9 protein-coding genes, 11 tRNA genes and 2 rRNA genes (1 of these 22 cut by a window edge) are annotated in these 13,131 nt (G+C 54.3%); 3 read left to right on the top strand and 19 right to left on the bottom strand.

Annotated elements, in window-relative coordinates:
- The first annotated feature begins 107 nt into the window (after window positions 1–107).
- Window positions 108–437: a hypothetical protein gene (locus ACP26L_RS03580; protein ID WP_426451140.1), complete on the top strand. Its 330-nt coding sequence runs from the start codon at window positions 108–110 to the stop codon at window positions 435–437.
- An 88-nt stretch (window positions 438–525) separates the two neighbouring features.
- Here the strand turns inward: ACP26L_RS03580 and ACP26L_RS03575 are convergent, their stop codons facing one another.
- The 4 genes from ACP26L_RS03575 to ACP26L_RS03560 form a co-directional block, all read right to left on the bottom strand.
- Complete coding sequence (locus ACP26L_RS03575) at window positions 526–1,650, bottom strand: DUF4303 domain-containing protein (RefSeq protein ID WP_426451139.1); 1,125 nt, start codon at window positions 1,648–1,650, stop codon at window positions 526–528.
- Window positions 1,651–1,809: 159 nt separating this feature from the next.
- Window positions 1,810–3,579 (bottom strand): ATP-binding protein, encoded by a 1,770-nt coding sequence (locus ACP26L_RS03570; protein ID WP_426451138.1) that lies wholly within the window; start codon window positions 3,577–3,579, stop codon window positions 1,810–1,812.
- A 2-nt stretch (window positions 3,580–3,581) separates the two neighbouring features.
- Window positions 3,582–4,445: a response regulator transcription factor gene (locus tag ACP26L_RS03565; protein WP_426451137.1), complete on the bottom strand. Its 864-nt coding sequence runs from the start codon at window positions 4,443–4,445 to the stop codon at window positions 3,582–3,584.
- A 15-nt stretch (window positions 4,446–4,460) separates the two neighbouring features.
- Window positions 4,461–5,276 carry a LytR/AlgR family response regulator transcription factor gene (locus tag ACP26L_RS03560; protein ID WP_426451136.1) on the bottom strand — a complete coding sequence of 272 codons (816 nt, stop codon included), beginning with the start codon at window positions 5,274–5,276 and terminating at the stop codon, window positions 4,461–4,463.
- A 175-nt stretch (window positions 5,277–5,451) separates the two neighbouring features.
- Between ACP26L_RS03560 and ACP26L_RS03555 the strand changes: the two genes are divergently transcribed.
- Together ACP26L_RS03555 and ACP26L_RS03550 are read left to right on the top strand one after the other, a co-directional pair.
- Entirely contained in the window at window positions 5,452–5,643 is a 192-nt protein-coding gene (locus tag ACP26L_RS03555; protein ID WP_426451135.1) for a hypothetical protein, read from the top strand.
- Between the two features lie 368 nt (window positions 5,644–6,011).
- Window positions 6,012–7,478: an RICIN domain-containing protein gene (locus ACP26L_RS03550; RefSeq protein WP_426451134.1), complete on the top strand. Its 1,467-nt coding sequence runs from the start codon at window positions 6,012–6,014 to the stop codon at window positions 7,476–7,478.
- Between the two features lie 152 nt (window positions 7,479–7,630).
- On the opposite strand, the gene rnjA is transcribed toward ACP26L_RS03550, so the two are convergent.
- The 15 genes from rnjA to ACP26L_RS03475 form a co-directional block, all read right to left on the bottom strand.
- On the bottom strand, window positions 7,631–9,439 hold the full coding sequence (gene rnjA / locus ACP26L_RS03545) for a ribonuclease J1 (RefSeq protein ID WP_426451133.1): 1,809 nt from the start codon (window positions 9,437–9,439) through the stop codon (window positions 7,631–7,633).
- Between the two features lie 24 nt (window positions 9,440–9,463).
- Window positions 9,464–9,658, bottom strand: coding sequence for a helix-turn-helix domain-containing protein (locus ACP26L_RS03540; RefSeq protein WP_426451132.1), 195 nt, complete (start codon window positions 9,656–9,658; stop codon window positions 9,464–9,466).
- A 501-nt stretch (window positions 9,659–10,159) separates the two neighbouring features.
- Window positions 10,160–10,236, bottom strand: a tRNA-Pro gene (locus ACP26L_RS03535).
- A 15-nt stretch (window positions 10,237–10,251) separates the two neighbouring features.
- Window positions 10,252–10,325 (bottom strand) — tRNA-Arg (locus tag ACP26L_RS03530).
- 11 nt (window positions 10,326–10,336) lie between these two features.
- Window positions 10,337–10,411, bottom strand: a tRNA-Gly gene (locus ACP26L_RS03525).
- A gap of 7 nt (window positions 10,412–10,418) precedes the next feature.
- Window positions 10,419–10,502 (bottom strand) — tRNA-Leu (locus ACP26L_RS03520).
- Window positions 10,503–10,525: 23 nt separating this feature from the next.
- Window positions 10,526–10,598: transfer RNA gene (locus ACP26L_RS03515), tRNA-Lys, on the bottom strand.
- A 9-nt stretch (window positions 10,599–10,607) separates the two neighbouring features.
- Window positions 10,608–10,682: transfer RNA gene (locus ACP26L_RS03510), tRNA-Gln, on the bottom strand.
- Between the two features lie 11 nt (window positions 10,683–10,693).
- A tRNA-Trp gene (locus ACP26L_RS03505) sits at window positions 10,694–10,767 on the bottom strand.
- Between the two features lie 4 nt (window positions 10,768–10,771).
- Window positions 10,772–10,848 (bottom strand) — tRNA-Met (locus tag ACP26L_RS03500).
- Window positions 10,849–10,854: 6 nt separating this feature from the next.
- Window positions 10,855–10,930, bottom strand: a tRNA-Val gene (locus tag ACP26L_RS03495).
- A 5-nt stretch (window positions 10,931–10,935) separates the two neighbouring features.
- A tRNA-Glu gene (locus ACP26L_RS03490) sits at window positions 10,936–11,010 on the bottom strand.
- Window positions 11,011–11,021: 11 nt separating this feature from the next.
- Window positions 11,022–11,095, bottom strand: a tRNA-Ile gene (locus tag ACP26L_RS03485).
- Window positions 11,096–11,139: 44 nt separating this feature from the next.
- A 5S ribosomal RNA gene (rrf, locus tag ACP26L_RS03480) occupies window positions 11,140–11,256 on the bottom strand.
- A 162-nt stretch (window positions 11,257–11,418) separates the two neighbouring features.
- Window positions 11,419–13,131, bottom strand: a 23S ribosomal RNA gene (locus ACP26L_RS03475) (it continues 1,210 nt past the right edge of the window).

Raw genomic sequence — 13,131 nt, 5'->3', positions numbered from 1 at the left:
CCACTTCCCTTGCCGCCCGCTTCTCATAGAGACCCCGGGTGAATTCGCCACCCGCTCCTGCTATAATGAATCAGACAACCGGACTCCGCCGAAGGAGGCATACCCCTATGGCTTTCGGGATTACCCGAGCTGAACTTACCGAGTGGAAAGAAGCGGTCACGCGGGGCGATATCGCCTATCTGACCCATTATTGGCTCGATCCGCGTTTTCCCGGCATCACTACAGTCACCAAGGTCGGATGTAAGGACCTGGACCGGCTTGCCGCCTGGTGCCTCACCCATGGCCTCGATCCGAAATATATTCACCACCGTCCGCCCTATCCCCACTTCGATTTGATCGGCCCCAAGCAGCGGCAGGTTCTTCTCGCGGTGGGGCTCACTGAACAGCTGCGGCGCTTTCGGCTGCTCCCGCTCCCGGAGAAATCCAGCGGTGTTTAATTCCGCGATCCATGAAAAATACCATGATCCCCTGCGGGCCATGGTATTTTTTCTTGCGGGCAGGGCGAAGCAGCTGCCTCGATTCTGTTCACTGAAGCCGGCTGGTCAGCTCCTGCCGGGTTCGGTTGAGCTGGGCGCGGATTTCATGATCTCCCGGCGGAGCATACTCGATGGCCGCCGCCATCTCCCCCAGAACCTCCCTGCTGAGACCGCCGGCTTCGAGCAGCACCTCGCACAGGAACGAGGTCTTCTCCTCATCCTTCTGCTGCACGGCGCTGCGCAGTGCCTGCATGACGGCAGGCAGAAGGGAGGCCCCGCCGGCCGCCAGTGCCTCGATCGCCTGGTAATCGGTCCGCACCGTAGCGGTCAGAAGAGCCTCCGGATTTCGGTTCCGGTTCTCCTTCACCCGATCCCACCAGAATGCCACCTGTTCGCTGTGCGGCAGACTCTTGGCCTTCTCAACCGCCGTCTGGAACGCCTCATCATGGCTTTTCATTTCAGGGAACACTTGGTAGAACCGCTTCAATTCGATGGTCTGCCTCATCACCATGCTGTAATCGATATATTCGCTCCCGCTGCTTGCGAATGCGACAAAATCCGGCGTCGTCTGCAGCAGCCATACCGATTGGGCCAGCAGCTTTTTCGTTACGCGCAGCGCCGTCTGGTACTGCCCCCCCTCGAACAATTCCGCCTTATACACATAACGGACCAAGTCGGGGCTGCCCTTATGCGCTTCCAAGCCCTCGAAGCCCCCTGCGGCTGACAGCGCCTTCACTGCGTCATGATACGCCGCGTATTGCGAGGCGAACGGACCCGAGAACGAATCATAGCTGAAGGCAAAATCACCTAGCGAATACTGCAGATCATGCTTCTGTTCTTCGGTGTATTGGGAATAATACGGGCTCTCGGCAACCGTCCGCTCGAACCCCTCCTGGGTATTGAGATACAGCAGGAAGGTATGGCGGTCATCGGTATAGACGGATAGCGCGTACACATTCCTGTTATGGGCCGAACGGGCGAAAGAGCGGATATGCTCATAGAAAGCGTCGGTTAAAGCGATTTCGAAGTTCGACCTGCCGATGGCCTGATGACCTTTGGGTACGGCATCCGTAATATACACGTCTCTTGCATGCGTGACCACCACATAGCGGAGATCAGGCCTTGCTTGATTTCCTTTGATGATTCGGGATACGATGATGTCCTGCCTGTTCACGTGCAGTCCTCCTGAAGCCTTCCGGGTGGAGGCAGCCTAATGGTTGTTAACTCCATCATATCCAATCCGGAAGGATAGGGAAGAACCTCGGAATAAAACACAATTTGGATAGGATAATGTAACCCTATGTCGAAAAATAGGAAGAAATATCCTCCCCGGTTACCGTTTTACGGGCAGGGTCAGCCGGAATATGCTGCCCACCCCCTCTTTGCTCTCGAAGGTGAGGCATCCGCCATGGAGCTCGGCCAGCTCCTTTGAGAAGGATAACCCGATGCCCGTACCATGTGTCCCATTATCCACCTGATAAAATTTGGTGAAAATCAGCGGCTGCTTGGACAGCGGGATCCCAATCCCGTTATCCCGTACCGCCACATTCAGCATCCCCTCTTCCATATCGAAGGACACTTCAATCAAGCCGTACGGCGGAGTGAATTTGTTGGCGTTCGACAATAAGTTGATCAGCACCTGACGGATGCGCAGCCGGTCCAGCTGCAGCCGGATACCCTGCACGCCTGTAATCCGGACCTGCTGCTCTTTCTTGAAGAAGAGCGGCTCCAGCATCGTCACCGCCTCCTTCACCACTTCATCGAATACCGCCTCGCTCCACGTCAAATCCAGCTTACCGCTGCCAAGCTTCGCGAAGTCGAGCAGATCATTAATCTGCTCTAGCAGATGAGTCACGGAACTCGAAGCCATCTGGAGCAGCTCCCTCTGGTCCCGATTCATTTCACCAAGAATATCGCGCAGCAGAATATCGACGGTACCTTTGATGGACGTAATCGGGGTACGCAGTTCATGGGACAGCGAGGAAATAAAGCCGTTCTTGATCTCATCGGCGCTGCGCAGCTCACGGACCAGCTCCTCGAGCTTCATGTTCGCCTGGACGAGCTCCGACGTGCTGAGTTTGACCGCATGATCCAGCTGGGCGGTGTGCATGACATTGGACAAGGCCGCGGCCATCTGCTCGGAGATCAGCTTGCAGACCTCCAGCTCCTCAGGCGTTCCGGTCACCTCGTCCGGCCCAAGCAGCGTCAGCAGTCCGATCGTACGGTCTTTGGTGATCAAGGGAAGATGCATCACGCTCTTCACGCCATGCCTGGAACAAAAGTCGTTGCGGAGAGGATACCGCCAGCTGTCTTCCCAGGGATTATAACGCTCCAGGTAAGGCACTTCATTCGGACGGAGAGTCCCCGCAAAGGGGTCTTCCGGGGGATCGGTGCGATCCGCCTGTCCTTCCCCGCTTCCCGTTCCGTGATACAGCGGTTTGAAGCTCCCTGTCAGTTCATCATACAGATGAACGAACAGCGTGGCAGACCTCCCTTCCTGCAGGATACCCTCCGCACAGACCCTGACCACCTGCCCGATCGTTGTCGATACACTCAGCCTGCTGGAGAGATCGAGAAGATTCTGCTGCCGCTGGATCCATTTCTTCTTTTGCTCGAACATATAATGATTGCGGATCGCCACTCCCGCCATGCTGACGAAAGCCTCCGCCAGCTCAATCTGCTCCTTGGTGATGTTCATGGGCCTGCCAAAATCATGGGCGAAGGCCATCCCCCAGACCTCGTCGTCCAGAATCAGCGGGATCCCCAGGATCGATTGGATATCGAATGTCGTTTTCTTCGTGCTGTCGATCCGGTCGTCCGTGCAGACAAGTGGAATGTAATCGGTTTTGCGGGACTCAAGAATCCCTCGGGCGAACACATCCTGCTCCGGATCTATGTACTGCTGGATGACTACGTCGGGGAGAATGTTGCATTTGATCCCCCGGTACCCCTGTCCCTCCTTGACGAAAAAGCTGACGAGATCCGCCTGTGTAATCTCGGCAGCCAGCGTATTGACAAGCAGCTGCAGGATCTCCTCGATATCAAAGCGAGAGTGGATCACCTTGGTCATGTCGATGATATTGCGCAGCTGGGCTGTACTCATGGCTATGCCTCCATTCCGCCGCCCAGCAGCAAGCTCTTCATGGAAGCAAAGGGAATCCAGTGGGCCTCCACCGCGGCCTTCACCAAACGGCTGCCCGCCAGCAGCCGGCCCTCATTGTACTGGCCGATGTCCGAACGGATTCGCACAGCCAGCTCTTCACAGCCCTGCCGGCTGGTGCGGAGAATGGCACCGCAGGTCTGCGGTCCGAGACGGAACAGAATGCCCTGATGCTTTTTGACGTGGGCCGCGCAGAGTCCCCCGATGTCCTTTAGAATCCCGCTTCCCTCATCCCGCTCCTCTTCCCCAGCGGCTTTCGGGCATATCACCTGAATGGTCAGCACCGCATTGTATTTTTCATTCAGCGCACTGAGCACGCCTTCCAGGTACGTCCGGTTGAACAGCCCCGTGCCGGGGTCCATGTACATTCGCTGTTTGAGCTGGTCGTTCTCCTGCTGCAGCGCTCTCATTTGTTGGGACGATTCCAAGTGCAGCTCGATCTTGTGGGAGAGAATATCGAGATCGAACGGTTTGGTGATATAATCCAAGCCGCCGGAAGACAGGCCCTGGAGAATATCTTCCTTCTGCGATTTGGCCGAGATGAACAGGATCGGGATACCGAAATCACCCAGCGCCTTGGCCAGGGCGAAGCCGTCCACATCCGGCATCATCACATCCAGCAGGATGAGGTCCGGTCTGTCGTGATGTACCATCCGCACCGCATCCAGCGGATAATCCGCGAGCAGGACCCGATACCCCAGCGAAGCCAGGAACACCCGGAGAATCTCCAGATTGCTCCGTTCGTCGTCGACTACCAGAATCGTCGGCTGCCCGCCTGTACCCTTCTTTACTTCATCACTTATACGCAAGATTGTTCGCTCCTTCTAGTACGCAATGCCGTCGAGCAGAATCCGGCTCATGAGGGTATTCGAGAATTCCTTGGCCCGGACGAAGTTCGGATACATTTTCTTCGAGAGCGGGATGGAAAGCCCATAATGGTTCTTGACCAGGTGGATATCATAATTACCCGACACCTGCGTACTCGCAACGACATATTCGATGTACTTGATGTTGACGAGAAAACTTTTGTGAGCCTTGAATACGCCGAGGGTACACTGGCTTTGGATGTCCTTTAGCGTGGAATTGATGTGATGGACCTTGCCATTGGATAAGAACAGTCGCGTAACATACTTGTCCTTCTTCTGGGCGAAGACCAGCACACGTTCGGGGATTTCAATCGGCTTCGCTTTGTAAAAGCTCTTCACCGTATTGACGAACCCGCCCCCTTCTTGGAGAAAAGGCCTCCCGGATGCCGTTCCGCAGCGGGCAACCGCCTCCCCCAGAGACTTCGACAACCGTTCTCCGATCCAGGGGACCATGAGATAATCGGCGAATTTGAGTTCGTGGTTGCCCAGCAGGACGGGAAGATGCTCCTGATCCGCCATGCCGATCCACTCCGGGGAATGTCCCCGGGAGATGACTTCCTTGGCAGCGGAGAGGCCGTCCTTGGCCTTCAGCTTCACATTCAGGATCACGATTTCCGGCTGATGACGGTCGCATACCTCAACCAGCCGGTTCCCCGAGCTGACGGATCTGATCACGTACAGATCCGGATGCTTGGACTTGATGTGTCTCTCGATCGCTTCCCGGTTTTCCCGGTTCATATCGGCGATCACAACGCGGTATTTGTATTGATCCATCTGCCTGTGTTCCTCTCTGCATCTATCAACCGGAGTCTAGTATACCAGAAAAATGGCAGAGTTTGGCCAAGAGATTTCCCTTCCATTTCCTGGTTTCGCTCTGTTTCGACATGTCTCCTTTGGGGTAATGTATTCTTAGGCAAGCGTACTTCTAGACAACAAGAAGGTGACGGCGATGGACAAAGTGAGCAAGCTGCGGTTCGGGGAGATTTCAGCTGCCGAACGGCTCGTATTCGATGTTATGGTCAACCATCCGCACTTAACTACGGGCAACGTGGCCCAAATTGCCGCTCTCAGCAAATTATCGGAACTGGAAGTGAACGTGGCGATTCAACTGCTCACCATCAAAAATGATCTGCTAACCTAAATCTGACTGACTAGCATCTCCATCCCGCGGGATGGTTTTTTTGTTTATTCCCGGTCAGGCCTTTTGGCTCTCTCGAAACAGAAGCAGTTGTTCTTCCCCCGCCTCCCTTGTCCTTCTTTCCTCGGCCGTAATCTAGTTTACGAATGTAGCGTTATTTGGGGGATCTCCTCCTCCAAAAGTTCACTTACGCCTCCAAAATGTACAGGAATCCCCTCATTGTTCACTATCATGGAATTACGCCTTCAACTATAATGGCTTCATTACCCCTGATAGGAGGTGCTTTTCTCCACGAGGCCCTGGTCTGATTGGCCTGTACACCGACATCATGGAACTTGCAACAAATCAAAGAGATGAGGAGGCTTGGATTGATGACCCCAGCCAGAAAGTTTCACTGGAACACCCGGACTGCTGCTTTATGGATGTGTCTGCTGCTTACGCTCTGCTGCTTTCTGCCCACTCCTGTGAATGCCGCCGCTGTAACCGTTACGAATGCCATCCAGTACAAAGCCACGGATGGAACGGTCATCCACGCCCATGGCGGGGGAATGATCAAAGTCGGAAGCTATTATTATTGGTATGGGGAGAACCGCAATACGGACGGGACGTTCAAGGCGGTGTCCATGTATCGTTCCACTGACTTGAAGAACTGGGAATTCCGTTCGAACATTCTCACGAGCGCATCGGCCTCCGAGCTTAACGTTTCGAACATCGAGCGCCCCAAAATTTTGTTTAACCAGGCGACCGGTAAGTATGTGCTGTGGATGCACAAGGAGAACGGCTCCGACTACGGGGAAGCTCGTGTGGCTGTGGCCTCTTCCTCCACGGTCGATGGGAATTATACGTATCAGGGCAGCTTCCGCCCGCTGGGCTATGACTCCCGGGACATGACCGTATACAATGATAACGGTACCGCTTACCTGATCTCCGCTACCAAAGTCAATGCGGATCTCAATATCTATAAGCTGACGCCTGATTTCCTCGGCGTGGATTCCCTGGTACAGACCTTGTGGGCGGGATCTTACCGGGAAGCACCGGCACTCTTTAAGCGCGGCAGCGTCTATTTCCTTATCACCTCAGGTGCTACGGGCTGGAATCCCAACCAAGCCAAATACGCAACCGCTTCCAGCATTACAGGCACGTGGAGTGCCCTGACCAACTTTGCGGACAGCACGACTTACGGCTCCCAATCTGCCTATGTCATTCCTGTGGAGGGAACCCAGGCCACCACTTATCTCTATATGGGAGACCGTTGGGCCGGGGCTTGGAGCGGTCCGGTGATCAACTCCAAGTATGTGTGGCTTCCGCTGCGCTTCCCTTCGAACACGACGCTTGCTATGGATTTTGCCCCCAGCCTCTCCATTGACTCGGCTGCCGGGACCATTCAGGGCCTCGCCCAAAGCTGGGATGCGAATGCAGTCTATAAGCTGATTTCCCGCAAGAGCGGTAAGGCACTGATCGTGGACAATGGTTCTGCCACAAACGGTGCCGCCCTGGAGCAGTGGAACGAGAATACGGCCGGCAGTCCGCACTGGCAGCTGATCGATGCAGGGGGCGGCTACTATAAGCTGAAGAATCAACTCACCGGCAAAATCGCTGGAGTATCCAATGGGTCCACCGCCGATGGAACGGCGATCGTCCAGTGGACCGATGGAAATTGGACCAGCCAGCATTGGCAGCCCATTCATGTCGGAGGCGGCTATTACAAGCTCAAGAACCGGGCAACCGGCAAACTCATCGATATTTCAGATGCATCCCTGGCCGACGGCGCCGATGCCATCCAATGGACGGACAACGGAGGGGCCAACCAGCAGTTTCAGATTGTCAAAAGCGAGTAATTCCCCGATAAAAAGCCTGCGGCTTGCAATGCACCTTACAACCGACAATAAAAAGAACCTTCAACTCCACATCCTTGTGGGTTGAAGGTTCTTTGGCATGTGATGCGGGAGCTGCCCATCCGTTCGGTCAACTTCACTTCCGGGAACAGCCCCTATTTTTGCGGAGTTCCCGTCGGTTCCTGAGCAGCAGCCGGTGCAATGGTCGCCCGCTTCCTTCTCGGCCTGGAGGGCTTGCGGCTTGGCCCCTTTTCTTGGCGCTCCAAATGGGTGAGGATCGGCACGATCAGCGGGGTGCGCTGCATCGTCTTCTCTAAGTGGGAAGAGAGCACCTCTGTGATTCTTGCTTTCCAACCTTCTTCGGTATTCACGCCCTGCTTGATAAGGCGAGAAACGGCCCTGCGGGTCAGTGCGGTCGCTCTCTGGATAATCTCGCTGGCTTCCTTCACGAAGACGAAGCCGCGGGAGATGAGCTCCGGACCGGAGAGAACCGCCGTCCAATCTTCGTTGACAACCATAAGCACCAGAATAACCCCGTTGTTCGACATATGGCGGCGGTCGGCGAGAATATCGCTGCGCACCTGCCCTATTTTGTTGCCGCTGACCAGCATTTCACCGGAAGGCACCTTGCGGCCCTTACGAGCCTGCCTGCGGTTCAGGTGGAGCACTTCGCCGATATCGAGGACGAACGAACGGTCCTGCGTAATGCCCAGTTCTTCGGCCAGCTGTGCATGCTTGAGCAGCATCCGGTATTCGCCGTGAATCGGTACGAGGAACTTCGGCTTGATGAGGCTGAGCATCAGCTTCAGGTCCTCTTGGCAGCCGTGGCCCGAAGCATGGATATCGATGACGGAACCATAGATCACGTTGGCTCCTGCACGGAACAACAGATCAATATTTTTGTTGATGTTCTGTGTATTTCCCGGAATTGGAGAAGAGGAGAAGATTACCGTATCGCCCGGATGGATCTGCACCTTGGAATGCGCACCGCTGGCAATGCGGGACAGAGCGGCATTCGGTTCACCTTGGCTGCCCGTACAAATAATAACGATGCGCCGGTCCTCGAACTTGTCCAGCTGCTGGATGTCGATCTGCATTCCTTGAGGAATGCGGATATACCCCAGTTCCTGCGCAATACGGAACACGCGCTCCATGCTCCGGCCTTGAATCGCAATCTTCCGGCCTGTCGCTTCTGCAGCTTCCACTACCTGCTGAAGACGGTGCACGTTCGAAGCGAATGTAGCGAACAGAATGCGTCCTTCACAGGTACGGAAAGTGTCATATACGGCGGCACCTACGGATTTCTCAGATGGCGTATAGCCGGGCTTCTCACTGTTCGTGCTGTCCGCAAGCAGGGCCAGAACCCCTTGGCTGCCAAGCTCCGACATCTTGTAGATGTTGGCCCGGTGCCCCACCGGTGTCATGTCGAACTTGAAGTCCCCGGTATGGACAATAATTCCTTCTGGTGTGTCGACGGCTACCCCGAGCGAATCGGGAATACTATGGTTCGTATGGAAGAAATGCACCCGCAGCTTATCGAGCTGGATCACGGTCTCTTCCTTGACGACCTGCAGATGCACCAGCTTGTCGAGCTTGTGTTCTTCAAGCTTGGCTCTGACCAAGCCGATGGTAAGAGGCGCTCCATAGACCGGTACACGAAGCTCCCTGAGGATGAACGGCAGACCGCCGATATGATCCTCATGGCCGTGTGTCAGGAAGATACCCTTCACTTTATCCTGATGTTGAACCAAATACTCGATATTCGGAATGACATAGTCGACACCCGGCAGGTCGCTTCTAGGGAATTTTACACCCGCGTCCACGACAACAATCTCTTCGCCGTATTCGATGACATACATGTTCTTTCCGATTTCGCCCAAACCGCCGAGAGCGATGATTTTTACGTTATGTTTCGGTGTTCCGCGTTCTTCTGCGTTTTGAGCCTTTGCGCTGATCTCGTCCATGTGCAATCCTTTCACCTGCTCTATTTAGTATGAGAGCCGTTCGCCTCGCTTCAATTTCTCAATGACTGCCTGTAAGTCTTCTTTCTTCACTCTCCAGTGTCTACCGATCTTGAATCCGGGGATGGCTCCTTCATTCACCAGCTTATATGTGGTTATTTCACTGATTTGCAAGTATTTGGCTACCTGGGCAACCGTCATGATTTCCTGATCCTGATCCATCGGGGGGAGCACCCTTTCGTACGTACCTCTAACATTCACCTTTTCATTATATGGGTTTAATTGGACAACGTCAAAGTAAATCCAAGAGGCTCCCGGCTAATAAGGGATATTTATATTAAAAAAGTTTATACTCAGTTATAGTGAGGATAAAACCATTCACTGGAATGATCTCAAACGGCATCAGTCCCCCCGCCTCTCCTTCTTACCGCTGCCCGATCTTTCCCTTCCGAGTCCATAGGCATCCTTGTGCCAGCATGTCATCAGTCTTCCCTGTTTTCCCCACTCCCAACCCGTTTGAGATGGTCTTTATTGCCACTTCAAAGCGCTTACAATTGTTCTTGTTATCTCTTGTTACCCCTACTTCACCATACTGCTTTTTATTGAATCGTCAGTCGGTTTCCACGCTTTTAAGCAAAAAAACGTGCCCTAGACCCAGAGCACGTTTGTGATTTCATATCTATATTCCATGTCCAGCCAATGCTGTACCCAGAGTATCCGAAATGGTCGGGACGACACGATTTGAACATGCGACCCCCTGGTCCCAAACCAGGTGCTCTACCAAGCTGAGCTACGTCCCGATAGGATAAGAAAAACGTTCCCTGAGAGATTCGAACTCCCGACCTTTTGATTCGTAGTCAAACGCTCTATCCAGCTGAGCTAAGGGAACAAAGAAAAATATGGAGCGGAAGACGGGAATCGAACCCGCGACCCTCGCCTTGGCAAGGCGATGCTCTACCGCTGAGCCACTTCCGCAACCTGATGCGCTCGAGAGGACTCGAACCTCCACGGCTGTTACCCCACTAGAACCTGAATCTAGCGCGTCTGCCAATTCCGCCACGAACGCATGAAGCAAATAAAGATGAAAAGTGAGCCATGTAGGACTCGAACCTACGACACCCTGATTAAAAGTCAGGTGCTCTACCGACTGAGCTAATGGCTCAAACTAAAATGGCTGGGGATCTAGGATTCGAACCTAGGCATGACGGAGTCAAAGTCCGTTGCCTTACCGCTTGGCTAATCCCCAATAAGAAAAATTGGCAGGGGCAGCAGGAATCGAACCCACACCAAAGGTTTTGGAGACCTTTGTTCTACCTTTAAACTATGCCCCTGTATTGGTTGCGGGGGCAGGATTTGAACCTGCGGCCTTCGGGTTATGAGCCCGACGAGCTACCGGGCTGCTCCACCCCGCGATAGTTTGGTGAACGCTGACGGGATCGAACCGCCGACCCTTACCCTGTCAAGGTAATGCTCTCCCAGCTGAGCTAAGCGTTCATATATGGTGACCCGTAGGGGATTCGAACCCCTGTTACCTCCGTGAAAGGGAGGTGTCTTAACCCCTTGACCAACGGGCCTTGCTTATAAATGGGCCCTAGTGGACTCGAACCACCGACCTCACCCTTATCAGGGGTGCGCTCTAACCAGCTGAGCTAAGGGCCCTCATGATGTTTAAATCTTACGGCTTATCCCACGAAAGTGGTACCGCTTGGCGACGTTCTACTCTCCCAGGACCCTGCGGTCCAAGTACCATCGACGCTGGAAGGCTTAACGTTCGTGTTCGGGATGGGTACGCGTGGTTCCCTTCCGCCATCATCACCAAACGGTTATTCAAGGCTTGTACCTTGAAAACTGGATATACATTCGAGTATATTATTTTGCGTTCCGTTGTGCTTCGCACAAAGGTCACTACCAAAATGATATATCCTCACTCGCTAGCTAAAGATCTAAACCTTAGTATTGCTGCCGCTTCCTTGCGGAAGCTGTTGGATAAGCCCTCGACCGATTAGTATTCGTCAGCTCCACACGTTGCCGCGCTTCCACCCCGAACCTATCAACCTCGTCGTCTACAAGGGGTCTTACTGACTTGGGAAATCTCATCTTGAGGGGGGCTTCACGCTTAGATGCTTTCAGCGCTTATCCCGTCCGTACTTGGCTATCCAGCCGTGCTCCTGGCGGAACAACTGGTACACCAGCGGTACGTCCATCCCGGTCCTCTCGTACTAAGGACAGCTCCTCTCAAATTTCCTGCGCCCGCGACAGATAGGGACCGAACTGTCTCACGACGTTCTGAACCCAGCTCGCGTACCGCTTTAATGGGCGAACAGCCCAACCCTTGGGACCTACTTCAGCCCCAGGATGCGATGAGCCGACATCGAGGTGCCAAACCTCCCCGTCGATGTGGACTCTTGGGGGAGATAAGCCTGTTATCCCCAGGGTAGCTTTTATCCGTTGAGCGATGGCCCTTCCATTCGGTACCACCGGATCACTAAGCCCGACTTTCGTCCCTGCTCGACCTGTTTGTCTCGCAGTCAAGCTCCCTTATGCCTTTGCACTCTTCGAATGATTTCCAACCATTCTGAGGGAACCTTGGGGCGCCTCCGTTACGCTTTAGGAGGCGACCGCCCCAGTCAAACTGCCCACCTGACACTGTCCCCGCACCGGATCACGGTACCAGGTTAGAACTCCGATACGATCAGGGTGGTATCCCAACGGCGCCTCCACCCAAGCTGGCGCTCAGGCTTCTCAGGCTCCCACCTATCCTGTACAGATCGTACCAAAGTCCAATATCAAGCTGCAGTAAAGCTCCATGGGGTCTTTCCGTCTTGTCGCGGGTAACCTGCATCTTCACAGGTATTAAAATTTCACCGGATCTCTCGTCGAGACAGCGCCCAAGTCGTTACGCCATTCGTGCGGGTCAGAATTTACCTGACAAGGAATTTCGCTACCTTAGGACCGTTATAGTTACGGCCGCCGTTTACTGGGGCTTCGGTTCACAGCTTCGGGTTACCCCTAACCGCTCCCCTTAACCTTCCAGCACCGGGCAGGCGTCAGCCCGTATACTTCGCCTTGCGGCTTCGCACAGACCTGTGTTTTTGCTAAACAGTCGCTTGGGCCTTTTCACTGCGGCCCCCTCGGGCTATTCACCCTACCGAGGCACCCCTTCTCCCGAAGTTACGGGGTCATTTTGCCGAGTTCCTTAACGAGAGTTCTTCCGCGCGCCTTAGCATGCTCTGCTCGCCTACCTGTGTCGGTTTGCGGTACGGGCACCTTCTCCCTGGCTAGAGGCTTTTCTTGGCAGCCTGAACTCATGACCTTCGGTACTTAAGTTTCCCTCCCCATCACAGCTCAGCCTTATCGATGTGCGGATTTGCCTGCACATCAGCCTCACTGCTTGGACGAGCATCCATCAGCTCGCGTCACTATCCTTCTGCGTCACCCCATTGCTCATAACGGTTCACGGTGGTACAGGAATTTCAACCTGTTGTCCTTCGACTACGCCTTTCGGCCTCGCCTTAGGTCCCGACTTACCCTGAGCGGACGAGCCTTCCTCAGGAACCCTTAGGCTTTCGGCGGATCAGATTCTCACTGATCTTTTCGTTACTCATACCGGCATTCTCACTTGTATGCAGTCCAGCTGTCCTCACGATCAACCTTCAACCCGCATACAACGCTCCCCTACCCCAGGATATCATAGA

This window comes from Paenibacillus sp. S-38, from assembly GCF_049942825.1.
In the GTDB taxonomy this organism is placed as follows: Bacteria; Bacillota; Bacilli; order Paenibacillales; family NBRC-103111; genus Paenibacillus_G.
This window is presented reverse-complemented; position numbering and strand designations above follow the sequence as displayed.